This window comes from Streptomyces sp. NRRL WC-3618 (genome assembly GCF_001280005.1).
Taxonomy (GTDB): domain Bacteria; phylum Actinomycetota; class Actinomycetes; order Streptomycetales; family Streptomycetaceae; genus Streptomyces.
The window spans coordinates 1-15,491 of sequence record NZ_LGDW01000118.1 but is presented as its reverse complement, the minus strand read 5'-3'; the positions used below and the strand labels follow the sequence as shown (position 1 = coordinate 15,491).

The 15,491-nt window shown below is 69.7% G+C and carries 13 protein-coding genes; 6 read left to right on the top strand and 7 right to left on the bottom strand.

Annotated features, from left to right (window positions below; genetic code table 11):
* Positions 1 to 35 precede the first annotated feature (35 nt).
* The gene (gene mtnA, locus ADL01_RS13915; RefSeq protein ID WP_053742286.1) at positions 36 to 1,076 is read left to right on the top strand and encodes an S-methyl-5-thioribose-1-phosphate isomerase; all 1,041 of its coding nucleotides are present in this window, start codon (positions 36 to 38) and stop codon (positions 1,074 to 1,076) included.
* A 97-nt stretch (positions 1,077 to 1,173) separates the two neighbouring features.
* Here the strand turns inward: mtnA and mtnB are convergent, their stop codons facing one another.
* The 3 genes from mtnB to ADL01_RS13900 are packed head-to-tail and all read right to left on the bottom strand — an operon-like array spanning position 1,174 to position 3,124.
* Complete coding sequence (mtnB, locus tag ADL01_RS13910; RefSeq protein WP_053742285.1) at positions 1,174 to 1,794, bottom strand: methylthioribulose 1-phosphate dehydratase; 621 nt, start codon at positions 1,792 to 1,794, stop codon at positions 1,174 to 1,176.
* A complete protein-coding gene (mtnC, locus tag ADL01_RS13905) occupies positions 1,791 to 2,528 on the bottom strand; it encodes an acireductone synthase (protein WP_053742284.1) in 738 nt (245 codons plus the stop codon). Before mtnC ends, mtnB begins: the two co-directional genes overlap by 4 nt.
* On the bottom strand, positions 2,525 to 3,124 hold the full coding sequence (locus ADL01_RS13900) for a 1,2-dihydroxy-3-keto-5-methylthiopentene dioxygenase (protein ID WP_053742283.1): 600 nt from the start codon (positions 3,122 to 3,124) through the stop codon (positions 2,525 to 2,527). The genes mtnC and ADL01_RS13900 overlap by 4 nt, the downstream gene beginning before the upstream one ends.
* A gap of 659 nt (positions 3,125 to 3,783) precedes the next feature.
* Between ADL01_RS13900 and ADL01_RS13895 the strand changes: the two genes are divergently transcribed.
* The 4 genes from ADL01_RS13895 to mtnK all read left to right on the top strand — a co-directional run bounded on the left by ADL01_RS13895 (position 3,784) and on the right by mtnK (position 8,695).
* Positions 3,784 to 4,881 (top strand): substrate-binding domain-containing protein, encoded by a 1,098-nt coding sequence (locus ADL01_RS13895; RefSeq protein ID WP_053742282.1) that lies wholly within the window; start codon positions 3,784 to 3,786, stop codon positions 4,879 to 4,881.
* A complete protein-coding gene (locus tag ADL01_RS13890) occupies positions 4,868 to 6,409 on the top strand; it encodes a sugar ABC transporter ATP-binding protein (RefSeq protein WP_053742281.1) in 1,542 nt (513 codons plus the stop codon). The genes ADL01_RS13895 and ADL01_RS13890 overlap by 14 nt, the downstream gene beginning before the upstream one ends.
* A gap of 64 nt (positions 6,410 to 6,473) precedes the next feature.
* Positions 6,474 to 7,514, top strand: coding sequence for an ABC transporter permease (locus ADL01_RS13885; protein ID WP_053742280.1), 1,041 nt, complete (start codon positions 6,474 to 6,476; stop codon positions 7,512 to 7,514).
* Positions 7,515 to 7,525: 11 nt separating this feature from the next.
* The gene (gene mtnK, locus ADL01_RS13880; protein ID WP_053742279.1) at positions 7,526 to 8,695 is read left to right on the top strand and encodes an S-methyl-5-thioribose kinase; all 1,170 of its coding nucleotides are present in this window, start codon (positions 7,526 to 7,528) and stop codon (positions 8,693 to 8,695) included.
* A 132-nt stretch (positions 8,696 to 8,827) separates the two neighbouring features.
* On the opposite strand, the gene ADL01_RS13875 is transcribed toward mtnK, so the two are convergent.
* The 4 genes from ADL01_RS13875 to ADL01_RS13860 form a co-directional block, all read right to left on the bottom strand.
* On the bottom strand, positions 8,828 to 10,462 hold the full coding sequence (locus ADL01_RS13875) for a glycerol-3-phosphate dehydrogenase/oxidase (protein WP_053742278.1): 1,635 nt from the start codon (positions 10,460 to 10,462) through the stop codon (positions 8,828 to 8,830).
* A 9-nt stretch (positions 10,463 to 10,471) separates the two neighbouring features.
* A complete protein-coding gene (gene glpK, locus ADL01_RS13870; protein ID WP_053742277.1) occupies positions 10,472 to 12,022 on the bottom strand; it encodes a glycerol kinase GlpK in 1,551 nt (516 codons plus the stop codon).
* Between the two features lie 90 nt (positions 12,023 to 12,112).
* Positions 12,113 to 12,898 carry an MIP/aquaporin family protein gene (locus ADL01_RS13865; protein ID WP_053742276.1) on the bottom strand — a complete coding sequence of 262 codons (786 nt, stop codon included), beginning with the start codon at positions 12,896 to 12,898 and terminating at the stop codon, positions 12,113 to 12,115.
* A gap of 328 nt (positions 12,899 to 13,226) precedes the next feature.
* Positions 13,227 to 13,991, bottom strand: a complete 765-nt coding sequence (locus ADL01_RS13860; RefSeq protein WP_053742275.1) for an IclR family transcriptional regulator — start codon at positions 13,989 to 13,991, stop codon at positions 13,227 to 13,229.
* Between the two features lie 306 nt (positions 13,992 to 14,297).
* Between ADL01_RS13860 and ADL01_RS13855 the strand changes: the two genes are divergently transcribed.
* The coding region (locus ADL01_RS13855; RefSeq protein WP_159049521.1) for a homocysteine S-methyltransferase family protein at positions 14,298 to 15,491 on the top strand (1,194 nt) is incomplete at its 3' end.

Below are 15,491 nucleotides of genomic sequence, written 5' to 3'. Positions count from 1 at the left end.
GTCGCGCACCGCCGGAACTTCAGGAGTGTCCCGCTATGCCCCAGGACCTGCGCGCCGTCGGCTGGACCGGAAACAGCCTGGCGCTCATCGACCAGACCCTCCTGCCGCACCGCTACGAGACCAGGGACGTCCGCGATGTGGACACCCTGGTGGACGCGATCCAGCGGCTCGTCGTGCGCGGCGCCCCCGCGATCGGCGCGGCGGGCGCGTACGGGGTCGCCCTCGCGCTGCTCCAGGGCGAGCATGAGGGCTGGACGGAGGAGCAGGTGCGCAAGGCCGTGGCCCGGATCCGCTCGGCCCGGCCGACCGCTGTCAACCTCATGGCGTGCGTGGACCGGGTCATGACCCGCTTCGAGGAGGGCCTGGCGGCGGTACTCGACGAGGCCGCCGCCGTCCAGCGCGAGGACGTCGAGGGCAACCGGGCGATGGGCGCGCACGGCGCCGACTGGCTGCTGAAGCGCGTCGCCGACGGTGTGGGCGAGCGCCCGCTGCGCATCCTGACCCACTGCAACACCGGCGCGCTCGCAACGGCCGGATGGGGTACGGCACTTGGCGTCATCCGCGAACTGAACGCACGAGGCCGGCTGGAGGTCGTGTACGCCGACGAGACGCGCCCGCTGCTCCAGGGGTCGCGCCTGACCGCCTGGGAGCTGGTCCAGGAGGGCATACCGCACTATGTCCAGGCCGACGGGGCCGCCGCAGGAACGATTCTTCGCGGTGAGGTCGACGCGGCGATCGTCGGCGCCGACCGGATCGCGGCCAACGGCGACACCGCCAACAAGGTCGGCACGGTCGGGGTCGCACTGGCCTGCGCGGACGCCGGAATCCCGTTCCTGGTGGCGGCGCCGACGACCACGGTCGACCTGGCGACGGCCACCGGCGCCGACATCCACATCGAACTCCGGGGCGAGGACGAGGTGTTGGAGTGGTCGGGCGTCCGCACGGCTCCCGCCGAGTCACGCGGCCACAACCCGGCGTTCGACGTCACGCCGGGGCGGCTGGTGACGGGACTGATCACCGAGCGGGGAGTGTTGGAGGTTTCCGCCGGTGAACTCCCGGGCGACCGCCTGAAGTAGCGAGCCCCGCGCCCCCAACAGGGGTGCGGGGCTGCGGCCTTGTGCGCCCCCGACAGTGGTGCGGGGCTGTGACCAGCCTCGACCGGCCCGCCTTCGGCTACCGTCCGTCCTGCGGAGCGCTGAGCTCCAACTCCAGCAGCCACTCCACGACTTCGGTGTGGTGCCGGGCCTGACGGGGGTTGTCCCCCCACACGTACAGCCCGTGCCCCGCGACCACCACGGCCGGCATCCGCGGGTCGCGCGCCGCCTCCAGACGGTCGCCGAGCACCTTCATGTCCTGGCTGTTGCCGATGACCGGCAGGGTCACCTCGACGTCGTGGGCGGGCACGCCCACACCCTTGAGCATCTCGATGTCCTGGAACACGATCCCGCCGGGCGCGCGCCGGCCCATCGCCACGGACGCCACGGTGTGCACGTGCACCACAGCACCGGCCCCCGTCAGCGCGGCGACCCGGGCATGCAGCTCGGCTTCGGCGGACGGCTTGCCGCCGTTCACCGCCGCGCCCCGCGCGTCCACCAACACCACGTCGGCGGGCGTGAGTTCACCCTTGTCGTGGCCGCTCGCGGTGACCGCGAGAAGCAGTGGATCGCGGGACAGCACCACGGACAGGTTCCCGGAGGTGCCCCGCATCCAGCCGAAGGAGGCGAAACGGGCGGACTCGGCGGCGAGCACCGCCCCCGCCTCCTCGAGGTCGAGCGCGTTGATGCCGGCGGTCACGTGATGCTCCTCGTCGTGCTGATGCTGATCTCGTCGAACGTGCCCGCCCGCGCGTGGTCGCCGACGCCCTGCTCGTAGTACGGCTCCCCGGGCCGACTGATCCCGGCGGTCCGCCACCCGGCGGCGCGCGCCGCGTCCAGCTCGCCCGGCCGGTCGGAGAGGAAGAGGAGACGGCCCGGGTCCGTGGTACCGGTGGCCTCCGCGATCCGGCGGTAGGACTCCGGCTCCTGCTTGGGCCCCGCGTTCTCGGTGTCGTACAGGCCCGAGACGAGCGGCAGCAGGTCGCCCTCCGGGGTCGACGCGAACCACGCGCGCTGCGCGGCGACCGACCCGGAGGAGTAGACGTACAGCCGCAGACCCGCCGAGTGCCAGGCGCGCAGCGCGGGCAGGACGTCGTCGTAGAAGTGCGAGACGAGGTCGCCGCGTGCGAAGCCCTCGGACCAGATGACGCCCTGGAGCGTCTTGAGGGGCGTCGCCTTGCGGTCCTCGTCGAGCCAGGCGTTGAGGGTCTTCTCGACGAGTACGGCGTCGGCGCCGGGCTCTCCGATCAGCTCACGCACCTGCGCGACCGCCCGCACCACCTCCGGATCACCGCTCCGCTCCGAGAGCAGTGCTCCGAAACGAGAGCGCGAGTACGGATACAGCACGTCGACGACGAACCCCGTGGCGCTCGTGGTGCCCTCGATGTCGAGCACCACGGCGTCCACCTCGAACACCGTTCCCGGCAGGGTCACGCGGCGGCCCTGTCCTGCTGGAAACCGGCGTCGATCGTGTCGTAGTCCGGGAAGCGGGAGGCGATGGTCGAACCGGTGAAGTTGCCGATCCAGCCGTCCTCCTCGTGGAAGAAGCGGATCGCGGTGAAGGCGGGGCTGGTGCCCATGTCGAACCAGTGCGTCGTACCGCGCGGCACGCCCAGCAGGTCGCCCTTCTCGCAGTACACGGCGTGCACTTCGCCGCCCACGTGCAGATAGAAGATGCCGGAGCCGGAGACGAAGAAGCGGACCTCGTCATCGTCGTCGTGCGTGTGCTCCTGGAGGAACTTCGCGCGGGCCGCCTTCGCCTTCGCCGGGAACTCCGGGTCGTCGCTGGGGTGCAGACCGAGGACGTCGACCGTGGTGAAGCCCTCCTCGGCGTTCAGCCTGTCGATCTCCGGGCCGTACGCGGCGAACACGGTGTCGCTGTCGGCGTCCGCCGGTACGTCCTCGCGGATCGGCCACTGCTCGTAGCGCACACCGATCGGGGCCAGCGCGGCGGCGATCTCCGCCGGGTCGGAGGTACGGCGCACGACGGTCTCCGGGCCGGACTCGGGCCAGGTCGTCAGCAGGGTCATGGGAGCAACTCCAGAGGTTCAAGGGGGGAATGGAGTGTGGAACGCGAGCGAGAACGAACGCAGCGAACAGGAACAGCAGCAAGGGCGGAAGCAGGAGCAGCAGCACGAGCAGGAAGGGGAGGAGGCGGCGGGCCGGTCGTCCGGTCGTCAGTCACGACAGCCGCGACACAGCGCGTCGGGGCAGTGTCGTACCGCCGTCGCGCAGGGTGTCGTCGTCATCGGAAGCCTCACTGTCCCGGGTCGGGTGCCGGTTCCGTGATGGTAACTCCCGGCGAAGGGCCAGCAGAATGTGACGAATCCGGCGTTCCATATGCTGAGATCCAGTGTCCAAGCCTTTGACGAATGGCTTGAAACGTTCTCATGATCTCCCTATGAAGACGCTGCTGCTCGTGCGGCGGCTGTACGTGGACTTGCTCCGGTCGACCACAGCCCGCTGTCGCTGACCTGCCCCGGAGTACCCGAGACGCCCCCCGGCCGTGGCGCGGAACCCACCACCCCACGCCGCCCTTTCGCGCCCGGGACCAGGACACTCCCGTCGCCTGACGCCTGACGCCTGACGCCTGACGCCTGACGCCTGACGCCTGACGCCTGACGCCTTCCGGCCATCGCGCCCCGTCACCCCCTCTTCCTCCCGTACCGCCCCGCACCTGGAGTCCCGCATGTCCCGCACCCGCCTCCCCCTTGCCGCGCTCTCGCTGGCCTCCGTCTCGGCGCTCCTCCTCGCGGGCTGCTCGCAGTCGACGAACGCCTCCAAGAACACCGGCGACCCGGCCGCCGCCGCGTCCGCCGCCACCGGAAAGAAGCCCGCACCCTTCGACAAGGGCACCGTCAAGGTCGCGCTGGTCCGCCAGAGCGGCGCCGGCGACTACTTCGAGCAGTGGGGCAACGGCGCCAAGGCGCAGGCCAAGGCCCTCGGTATCGACCTGACCGTGTACGACGCCCAGGCCGACAACGCCAAGCAGGCCACCGACCTGTCCTCGGCGATCAACTCCGGCGCGCAGGCGATCATCGTGGACCACGGCTTCCCCGCGACGATCCAGCCCGAGCTGGACAAGGCCGTGAAGAAGGGCGTCAAGGTCGTCGTCTACGACGTCGAGACCGCGACGAAGGGCGTCGTCAGCACCAAGCAGGACGACGCGAGCATGGCCCAGGCCGTCCTCGACGTGATGGCGAAGAACCTCGGAAAGAACGCCAAGGTCGGCTACGTCAACGTCGCCGGCTACGCGGCCCTCGACAAGCGCGACAGTGTCTGGAAGTCGACGGTCGAGGCCAATAGCTGGAAGCAGGCATTCAAGGTCGGTAAGGTCACCGACTCCACCGCCACGGACAATGTGCCGCTGGTCTCCGCCGCGCTCACCCAGCACTCCGACGTGACGGGTGTCTTCGCCCCCTACGACGAGCTGGCGAAGGGCACCGTCCTCGCCGTGCAGAACAAGAAGCTGCAGGACAAGGTGAAGGTGTTCGGCGCGGACGTCTCCAACGCCGACATCCAGAACATGACCGCCCCGGACAGCCCGTGGGTCGCCACGGCCGGCACCGACCCGTCCGCCGTCGGCGCCGCGGTCGTCCGTACGGCCGCCCTGGAGCTGGCCGGCCAACTGAACAAGTCCTCGGTCGAGTTCCCGGCTGTCGCGATAACCCAGGACTTCCTGAAGAGCAAGAACATCCAGAACATGGACCAGCTGCGCGCCGCGCTGCCCGCGCTGAACCTCTCCCGGGTCAGCACGGCCGACTGGATCGCCAATGTCGCCCACTGAGGCGGCCGGGCCCTCCGAACAGTCACCCGCGGTCGGTCTGCGGGACGTCAGCATGGCCTTCGGCGGCAAGACCGTTCTGGAGTCCGTGTCGCTGGACATCGCACCGGGCAGCGTCGTCGCGCTGCTCGGTGCCAACGGGGCCGGCAAGTCCACGCTCATCAAGATCCTGTCCGGCGTCCACACGGACCACGGCGGCGAAGTGACGGTGAACGGGACCCGCGCCGCCCTCCAGTCGCCGCTCGCCGCCCGCCAGTTGGGCATCCAGACGGTGCACCAGCGGATCGGTGAGGGCATCGTTCCCGGGCTCACCGTCGCCGAGAACCTGGTGTTCGAGGAGCTGGCCCAGGCCCGCGGCAACCCCTTCCTGAACGGGCGCCGCCTGCTGGCCCGCGCCCGCGCGATCCAGTCGGCCCTGGACCTCGGCTGGAGCGACGCCCTGCTCAGACGGGACGTCACCGAACTCGGCATCTCCGAACGCCAGTTGCTGATCCTGGCCCGAGCCCTGGCCACCCGCCCGAGGCTCCTGGTCCTGGACGAACCGACGTCCGCGCTCTCCGCGGCGGAGGCGGAGCGCCTCTTCACCCTGGTCCAGCGGATGCGCGACGACGGCATCGCGGTCCTGTACGTCTCCCACCGACTCGGCGAGATCGACGCGCTGGCGGACCGACTGGTCGTCCTGCGAGACGGCCGTCTCACCGAGGACCAGGTCAGGCCCTTCGACTGGGACAGCGCCCTGCGCGCCATGCTCGCCCAGGCCCAGGAGGCGACCACCGCCCGCCCCCGCGCCGAGTCCGCGCCCGGCGAGACCCTCCTGTCCCTGCGCGGCGTACGCCTCCTGGACGGCCGTACACCCCAGGACCTGGACCTGCGAGCGGGCGAAGTCACCGGCGTCGTCGGCCTGTTGGGCGCCGGCAAGACGGAACTGGCCCGCGGCCTCTTCGGCGCGGAACCCTTCACCACCGGAGCCGTGGAGCTGGACGGCAAGCCGTACACGCCCCGCCGCCCCGCCGACGCGATCCGGGCCGGCGTCCACCTGGTCCCCGAGGACCGGCACGCGGACGCCCTGGTCCCCGGCTGGTCGCTCGCCCGGAACATCTCGCTGCCGTTCCTCAAGTCCCTCTCGACGGCGGGGCTGATGAACCACGTCAAGGAGGACGCCCTCGGCCGCGACACCATCGACGCCCTCGGAGTCGTCGCCCGCGACGAGCACAGCACCGTAGAGGAACTGTCCGGCGGCAACCAGCAGAAGGTCGTCGTCGGCCGCTGGCTCGCCGAACGCCCCCGCGTCCTCATCCTGGACGAGCCGTTCCGAGGCGTGGACATCGGTGCCCGGCGCGACATCGGCCGCCGCGCCCGCGCCCTGGCCGCCGAGGGCGCCGCGGTCCTGGTCCTGTCCGCCGACGTCGACGAGATCCTGGAGGTCGCCGACCGGGTCGTCGTCCTCGCGGCCGGCGAGATCCACCTCGACTCGTACGGCGAGGACGCGGAACGCGACCGCGTCATCCGGACCATCTCGGCGTCGGTCTGATGTCCGCCGCCGTCTCCTCCTCCCGCGCCCGCCCGCCGATGCCTGTCACCCCAGGAAGTACGCCATGACCACCACCCAGAGCGCCCCCGTGAAGACGGCGACCCCGTCCACGCCCGCCGCCGGTCCGCGCATCCAGAACGCGGTCATCAAGTACGGCTTCATCTTCGTCACCGTCACGCTCTTCACCTACTTCGCCCTGAGCGAGCCGTCCTTCCGCGACTCCGCCACCCTCCTCGACACCCTCAGATACGTCTCCGTCGCCGCGATCCTCGGCCTCGGCGTCACGCTCACCATGGCGGTCGGCGGAATGGACATGTCGGTCGGCGCGGTGGCCGGGCTCGGGGTGACCGTCGCCGCGAAGACGATGATCACCTACAACCAGGTCGGCGCGGTCGCGATCATCGCGGTGATCGTCGCGGGCGCCCTCGCGGGCCTGCTCAACGCCCTGCTCATCGTGGGCCTCAAGATCCCCGACATGCTGGCCACGCTGGGCACCATGTTCGTCATCCAGGGCACCAAACTCATCCTGGTCGACGGCCAGTCGATCACCCCGGGCATGACCCAGTCCGACGGCACGACAGCCCCCGGCAGGTTCACCGAGGGTTTCCTGCGCATCGACCGGGGCACGTTCCTCGGCATCCCCGTCTCCGTGGTCATCTTCGGCGTCCTGACGGTCGTCGCCTGGGTCTTCCTGGCCCGCACCCGCTGGGGCCGCGTGCTGTACGCGATCGGCGCGAACCCCGAGGCATCCCGGCTGGCGGGCATCCGCGTGGGCGCGTACCGGGCGCTGGCGTACGTCCTTTCCGGCGTCCTCGCCTCGGTCGGCGGCCTGATCCTGGCGGCGCGCATCGGCCAGGGCGATGTCTCGGCGGGCACGTCCCAGCTCCTCGAAGCGGTCGCCGTCGCCCTGGTCGGCACGTCCGTCCTCGGCCGGGGCCGCCCGAACGTGTGGGGCACCGCCCTGGGCGCGGTCCTCATCGGCATCATCACCACCGGCCTGACCATCAAGGGCCTGCCCTACTACACGCAGGACGTGGTCGAGGGCGCCGTCCTCATCCTCGCCCTGGTCTTCAGCTTCACCCTGTCCAAGCGCCGCACCGCATAAGGAAGTTCACGATGGGCTACCGCATCCTGGAGCCGGCCGACATCCCCGCGTACCTGAACGAGCGCGGCCACTGGGCGAACCCGGCGGACATCGAGGTCCGCGAGGTCTCCGACGGCAACATGAACCGCGTGTTCCTCGCCAGGTCCACCGACGGCACCCGCAGCCTCGCCGTCAAGCAGGCCCTGCCCTGGGTCCGGGTGGCGGGCCCGTCCTGGCCGATGAGCCCCGAGCGCGCCGACGCCGAGGCACGGGCATACGAGCAGGTCGCGAAGGTGGCCCCGGACAAGATCCCGGCGATCCTCGGGTATGACCCCGAGCACTACGCCCTCGTCATGGAGGACATGTCGGACCTGGAGGTCCTGCGCACCCTCCTCAACGAGGGCGCGTCGTACGGCCCGCACACCTCCGCCCGGATCGGCGAGTTCGTCGCCCAACTGACGTTCGCGACCAGCGACTTCGGCATGGCGTCGGCAGACCGAAAGGCGCTGCTGGCGGCCTCGGTGAGCCCGGAACTGTGCAAGATCACGGAGGACGTGGTCCTCGCTGAGCCGTACATCGAGCACGAACACAACCACTGGCACGAGGACTTGGACGACCTGGCGACGGAGTTCCGCGCCGACGCCAGACTCCGCACAGAGGTCGCCGACCTCCGCCACACCTTCATGACCAGCGCCCAGGCCCTCCTCCACGGCGACCTGCACACCGGCAGCGTCATGGTCGGCGGACGCCAAGGCGCCCCGGTGGTACGAGTCTTCGACCCCGAGTTCTCCTTCGTCGGCCCGATCGGCTACGACCTCGGCCTGTACTGGGCGAACGCACTGGTCTCGGAGCAACGGGCCCGCGCCCTCGGCTCCCTGACCGACCACGCCGACCAACTCGCCCTGTCCTGGCACGCGTTCGAGACCGAGTTCCGCAACCTGTGGCCGACCCGAACCGACACGTTCTTCGACGACGCGTACCTGGACCGCTTCCTGCGCAGAATCTGGACGGACTCGGTGGGCTACGCGGGCACGGAGATCATCCGCAGAATAATCGGCTTCGCCCACCTGACAGACCTGACAACCCTCCCGAACCCGGTACCGGCCTCCCGCAGGGCCCTTTTGATCGGCCGCGAACTGATCGTCCGCAGGGACGAGTTGACCACCCCGAACGATGTAAGGGCGGTAGCGGAGAGCTTTTAGGGGCGCGGGGCTGTATCTGATTTGCGGCTCCGCCGCGCGGGCGCGACAAGCCCCCACACACCCGCAGACAAAACACAACGAAGAAGGGGCGGCCCCTCAACAAGAGGAGCCGCCCCTTCAACGCCGTACCGCTTACTTCTTGTCAAGCAGACCCTGAACCTTCGCCCGGACCTCGTCTGTAGCCAGCCCCCGAATCGTCAAGGTAGTCCGACGCCGCAACACGTCGTCAACCGTCTCCGCCCACTCGTTGTCCCGCGCATACACAACCTGCGCCCAGATCTCCGGCGCATCAGCATGCACACGCTCACCCAGCTCAGGGTTCTCGTTCACCAGCCGGGCGATGTCGAACGCCAGCGACCCGTAGTGCGTGGCAAGGTGCCTCGCCGTGTCGGCACCCATGCGCGGGCCGGGCGCGGGCCCGTCCACCAGCAGCCGGTGCGCGACCGCACGCGGGTTCGCGACCCCCGGCAGCGGCATCTTCTTCGGCAGCCGGGAGATCGGCTCGAAGTCGTCACCCAGCGGACGGCCCGGCAGCGTCTCCAGCTTCTCCATGACCGTACGGCCGATGTGCCGGAAGGTCGTCCACTTGCCGCCCGAGACGGACAGCATCCCGCCCCTGCCCTCGGTCACGACCGTCTCCCGCTTGGCCTTCGCCGTGTCACCGGGGCCACCCGGCAGCACCCGCAGACCCGCGAAGGAGTACGTGATCAGATCGCGGGACAGCTGCTGGTCGCGGACCGAGAACGCGGCCTCGTCGAGGATCTGCGCCGTGTCCTTCTCGGTGACCGCGACATCCGCCGGATCGCCCTCGAACTCCTCGTCGGTGGTGCCGAGCAGGAGCATGTCCTCCCAGGGGAGGGCGAAGGTGATGCGGTACTTGTCGATCGGGGTGGCCAGCGCGGCCTTCCACGGAGACGTCCGCTTCAGGACCAGGTGCGCGCCCTTCGACAGCCGGATGGACGGCGCCGCGTCCGGGTTCTCCATCTTGCGCAGGTGGTCGACCCAGGGACCGGTCGCGTTGAGCACGAGCCGCGCGCTGACGCCGAAGTCGTCACCGGAGACACGGTCGCGCAGCTCGGCACCGGTGACCCGGCCCCGGGTGAAGCGCAGGCCGGACACCTCGGCGTGGTTGAGCACGACGGCGCCCGCCTCGACGGCCGCCCGGACCGTCATCAGCGCCATGCGCGCGTCGTTCATCTGGCCGTCGCCGTACACGGCCACGGCCTTGAGGTTCTCGGTGCGCAGCTCGGGCACGTCCTGCGCGGCCTTGGCCGGCGACAGCAGGTGGCCGACGCCGTCACCGAACGCCGACAGGGCGGAGTAGGCGAAGACGCCCGCTCCGAGCTTCGCCGCGCCGTGCGGCCCGCCCCTGTACACGGGGAGGTAGAACGTGAGCGGATTGGCCAGGTGGGGGGCCACCTGACGGGACACCGCACGGCGCTCGAAGTGGTTCTCCGCCACCAGCCTCACCGCGCCGGTCTGCAGATAGCGCAGACCGCCGTGGAGAAGCTTGGAGGAGGCGGAGGAGGTGGCGCCGGCGAAGTCACCGGCGTCGACCAGAGCCACCCGCAGACCGGACTGCGCGGCATGCCAGGCCGTCGAGATGCCGAGGATGCCACCGCCGATCACGAGAAGGTCGTACGTCGCCTTGGAGAGCTGCTCCCGGGTCTCGGCGCGGCTCACTGCTTTTGAATGGAACACAGCCGTGCCGAAGGACGGGTGCGTACCGAGGGCAGGCACGGACTGGAGGGTGGGCTCACTGGTCATGTGGGGTTCTTACTCCTCGACAGAGCTGTCTTCGAGCCAGCCCATGGACCGCTCGACGGCCTTGAGCCAGCTCTTGTACTCACGGTCGCGTTTGGCCGCGTCCATGTTGGGGGTCCACTCGGCGGCCCGGCGCCAGTTGGCGCGCAGGTCGTCGGTGCTGGTCCAGAAGCCGACGGCGAGACCGGCGGCGTAGGCGGCACCGAGGCAGGTCGTCTCGGCGACCATCGGGCGCACCACCGGGGCGTCCAGGAAGTCCGAGAGGGTCTGCATCAGCAGGTTGTTGGAGGTCATGCCGCCGTCGACCTTGAGGGCCGCGAGCTCGACGCCCGAGTCCTTGGTCATGGCGTCCGTGATCTCACGGGTCTGCCAGGCGGTCGCCTCGAGCACGGCGCGCGCGAGGTGCGCCTTGGTGACGTACCGGGTCAGGCCGGCGATCACACCACGGGCGTCGGAGCGCCAGTACGGGGCGAACAGACCGGAGAAGGCCGGCACGAAGTAGGCGCCGCCGTTGTCCTCGACCGAGGACGCGAGCGTCTCGATCTCGGCGGCGGTGGAGATCAGGCCCATCTGGTCGCGCATCCACTGCACCAGCGAACCGGTGACCGCGATCGAGCCCTCGAGGGCGTAGACCGGGGCCTGGTCGCCGATGCGGTAGCCGACCGTGGTGAGCAGGCCGCTGTACGAGTTGATGATCTTGTCGCCGGTGTTCATCAGCATGAACGTGCCGGTGCCGTACGTCGACTTGGCCTCGCCCTCGGCGAAACAAGTCTGGCCGAACAGGGCCGCCTGCTGGTCGCCGAGCGCGGAGGCGACCGGGATGCCGCCGAGCAGGTCGCCGAGCTTGCCGCCCGTGACCTCGCCGTACACCTCGGCGGAGGAACGGATCTCCGGGAGCATCGACAGCGGGACGCCGATCGACTCGGCGATCTTCGGGTCCCACTCCAGCGTGTGCAGGTTCATCAGCATGGTGCGGGAGGCGTTGGTGACGTCGGTGACGTGGTGACCGCCGTTGACACCACCCGTCAGATTCCAGATGACCCAGCTGTCCATGGTGCCGAAGAGGATGTCCCCGGCCTCGGCGCGCTCGCGCAGGCCCTCGACGTTGTCGAGCAGCCAGCGGGCCTTGGGGCCGGCGAAGTACGAGGCCAGCGGGAGGCCGGTCTCACGGCGGAAACGATCCTGCCCGACATTGCGGCCGAGCTCCTTGCAGAGCGCGTCGGTACGGGTGTCCTGCCAGACGATGGCGTTGTGGACGGGCTCACCGGTGTTCTTGTCCCACAGCAGCGTCGTCTCGCGCTGGTTGGTGATGCCGATGGCCTTGATGTCGTCGCGGGTGACGCCGGCCTTCGCGATGGCTCCGGCGACCACCTCCTCGACGTTCGTCCAGATCTCGATGGCGTTGTGCTCCACCCAGCCCGGCTTCGGGAAGATCTGCTCGTGCTCCTTCTGGTCGACGGAGACGATCCGGCCGTCCCGGTCGAAGACGATGCAGCGGCTGGAGGTGGTGCCCTGGTCGATGGCCGCGATGAACGGGCCGGCGGTGTGCGCGTCGTCGGTCACTGTGTGCTCCTGAGAGGTCCGTGGGTAAGGGGCTGGCTTACGGCGTTGTTGCTCAAGGCTGCGCCTGCTGGTCTGGCGGTGCCGGCTGCTCTAAGCAAAAGCGACGTTGTAGATGCCTGCAGCGATCGCGCCGCCGATCAGCGGACCGGCCACCGGGATCCAGGCGTAGGACCAGTCGGAGCCGCCCTTGTTGGGCAGGGGCAGAAGAGCGTGCACGATGCGCGGACCGAGGTCACGGGCCGGGTTGATCGCATAGCCGGTCGGGCCGCCGAGGGACAGACCGATGGAGACGACGACGAGCGAGGTGATCAGGGCACCCAGGACCCCCAGGCCCTTGCCACCGTCGTTGAGGCCCTGCGTGAGGACGGCGAGCACCAGCACGATCGTGCCGATGACCTCAGTGGCGACGTTCTGCCAGGCGACGCGGATCTCGGGGCCGGTGGAGAAGATACCCAGGACCGGACCGGCCCCCTTTTCCCGCGCCTCGACGGCCTTCTTGCCCGGAGTGCCGACGATGTCCTTGTCGGTCAGGTGCGCGAGGAACTGGCCGTAGTAGGCGACCCAGACGAGTGCCGCGCCGATCATGGCGCCGAGCAGCTGCCCGCCCCAGTAGATCGGGACGTCGCTCCAGGCGATGCCGTCCTTCTTGAGCGCGAGCGCGAGAGTCACGGCCGGGTTGAGATGGGCGCCGGAGAGCGGCGCCGAGGTGTAGACGGCCGTCAGTACGGCGAAACCCCACCCGAAGGTGATGGCCAGCCAGCCGGCGTTGCGGGCCTTGGAGGCCTTCAGCGTGACGGCGGCACAGACACCGCCACCGAGCAGGATGAGTATGGCGGTACCTATGGTCTCGCCGATGAAGATGTCGGAGCTGGACACCCGCGACTCCTTTGTCCTTCGTCCAGGGGGGAGCTGCCGGCCCTTGGCGTTGTCACACTCTAACGCCTATTGCCGGTCGGTGTTCGACAATGTCGACCGATGGACGGGAGTCTTGCTCCGGAGTTACGGGCACGTCAAGAGCTCTGTTATCGAAAACACGATCGTTATTGATCGCCGCGAGCTATCGACCTTGAGTCGGTCGCGAGCCGCGTTCGCCCGCACACGCCACGCACACGAAAAGACCGGAACATCCAGTATGTCCCGGTCTGCTTTGGTCGAAAATTCAGACTTTGCGCGAGGGTTCGTGCGACGGGTTCGTACGAGGGGTTCAGAACCGCCCGGCGCCCAGGTCCCGTGACACCGCGCGGGCGCAGTCCCGCACGGCCGCGATCAGCTCGGGGCGCAGCTCACCCTCCCGGCAGAGCCGCTCCACGGCGCCGGTGACGGCCACGGCGCCCACGGGCATCCGCCGCCGGTCGTGGATGGGGGCTGCGATGGACGCGACACCCTCCCAGGTCTCCTCGACGTCGGCCGCGTACCCACGCGCGCGGGTGAGGTCCAGGACCCCCTCGAAACCCTCCAGGTCGCTGATCGTCCGGTCGGTGAACGACGTGCGCTCCGCCTCCAGGACCTCACTGTGCGCGACCGGGTCGTAGGCCGACAGGACCTTGCCCAGAGCTGTGGAGTGCAGGGGCTGCATGGCCCCGACCTCCAGCACCTGCCGGCTGTCGTCGGGGCGGAAGACGTGGTGCACGATCAGCACGCCCCGCTGGTGCAGGACGCCCAGATGGACGCTCTCGCCGCTCGAGCGGGCCAGGTCGTCGGTCCACACCAGGGCACGCGCGCGTAGCTCGTGGACATCCAGGTAGGTGGTGCCCAGGCGCAGTAGTTCGGCGCCCAGCTGATAGCGCCCGGAGGCGGCCTCCTGTTCGACGAAGCCCTCGTGCTGGAGGGTGCGCAGGATGCCGTGGGCGGTGCCCTTGGCGAGGCCGAGCGACGAGGCGATGTCCGAGAGGCCGAGCCGACGCTCGCCGCCCGCGAGGAGCCGCAGCATCGCCGCCGCCCGTTCGAGCGACTGGATGTTCCGTGCCATCGCCGTCCTGCCTCCGTCCCCTTCGACCGCCCGCAACCGGCGTTCGCTGCCGCCGTTCGGCAATGTCGAACACTACCGTTCCATGTCGACCACCTGCCAATGGCTGGCCGACACCTGTTACATCCCGCGTACATCCGGGTGGATGCCGGGCATACACCCAGCGGCTTTCGGCCACGAAACGCGCGCCACGTACGTCCGTCCCGTGGACGCCCCGACCATACGGCCCCACCCCGGGCTACCCTGGCCGCGTGCGCCTTCCCAAGGGGGCGCAAAGCCGACAGCCGTCGCACTCCAGGGAGCCCTTACATGGCCGCCTCGTCGTCCGCCCCTTCCAACGACAGCAGGACCCGTGTGTCCGCCCTCAGGGACGCACTTGCCACCCGTGTGGTGGTAGCCGACGGTGCGATGGGCACCATGCTGCAGGCGCAGGATCCGACGCTGGAGGACTTCGAGAACCTCGAAGGCTGCAACGAGATCCTCAACGTCACCCGCCCCGACATCGTGCGCACCGTCCACGAGGCGTACTTCTCGGTGGGCGTCGACTGCGTCGAGACCAACACCTTCGGTGCGAACCACACGGCGGCGTCCGAGTACGACATCGCCGAGCGCGTGCACGAGCTGTCCGAGGCCGGCGCCCGCATCGCCCGCGAGACCGCCGACGAGTTCGGCGCCCGCGACGGCCGCCAGCGCTGGGTGCTCGGCTCGATCGGCCCCGGCACCAAGCTGCCGTCTCTCGGGCACATCAACTACCTCACCCTCCGTGACGGTTTCCAGGCGAACGCCGAGGGCCTCCTGGCCGGCGGCGCCGACGCCCTGATCGTCGAGACCACGCAGGACCTCCTCCAGACGAAGTCGTCGATCGTGGGCGCCCGACGCGCCATGGAGGCGACCGGACACGACGTGCCTCTCCTGGTCTCGATGGCCTTCGAAACCACGGGCACGATGCTCCTGGGCTCGGAGATCGGTGCCGCGCTCACCGCGCTCGAACCGCTCGGCATCGACATGATCGGCCTGAACTGCTCGACCGGCCCCGCCGAGATGAGCGAACACCTGCGCTATCTGGCCCGCCACTCGCGCACCCCGCTGCTCTGCATGCCCAACGCGGGCCTGCCGATCCTCACCAAGGACGGCGCCCACTTCCCGCTCGATCCCGAGGGCCTGGCCGACGCGCAGGATGCCTTCGTCCACGACTACGGCCTGAACCTGGTCGGCGGCTGCTGCGGTACCACCCCGGAGCACCTGCGCAAGCTCGTGGAGCGCGTACAGGGCGCCACGCCCGTCGAACGCAGCCCGCAGCCGGAGGCGGGTGCCGCTTCGCTGTATCAGACGGTTCCGTTCCGTCAGGACACGGCGTACATGGCGATCGGTGAGCGGACGAACGCGAATGGTTCGAAGAAGTTCCGTGAGGCGATGCTGGAGGCGCGCTGGGACGACTGTGTGGAGATGGCGCGGGATCAGATTCGTGAGGGCGCGCACATGCTCGACCTGTGCGTCGACTAT

Coding starts and splice junctions, on each gene's coding strand:
- mtnA (WP_053742286.1), top strand. CDS start 36: ATGCCCCAGGACCTGCGCGCCGTCGGCTGGACCGGAAACAGCCTGGCG.
- ADL01_RS13900 (WP_053742283.1), bottom strand. CDS start 3,124: ATGACCCTGCTGACGACCTGGCCCGAGTCCGGCCCGGAGACCGTCGTG.
- ADL01_RS13895 (WP_053742282.1), top strand. CDS start 3,784: ATGTCCCGCACCCGCCTCCCCCTTGCCGCGCTCTCGCTGGCCTCCGTC.
- ADL01_RS13890 (WP_053742281.1), top strand. CDS start 4,868: ATGTCGCCCACTGAGGCGGCCGGGCCCTCCGAACAGTCACCCGCGGTC.
- ADL01_RS13885 (WP_053742280.1), top strand. CDS start 6,474: ATGACCACCACCCAGAGCGCCCCCGTGAAGACGGCGACCCCGTCCACG.
- mtnK (WP_053742279.1), top strand. CDS start 7,526: ATGGGCTACCGCATCCTGGAGCCGGCCGACATCCCCGCGTACCTGAAC.
- ADL01_RS13875 (WP_053742278.1), bottom strand. CDS start 10,462: ATGACCAGTGAGCCCACCCTCCAGTCCGTGCCTGCCCTCGGTACGCAC.
- ADL01_RS13860 (WP_053742275.1), bottom strand. CDS start 13,991: ATGGCACGGAACATCCAGTCGCTCGAACGGGCGGCGGCGATGCTGCGG.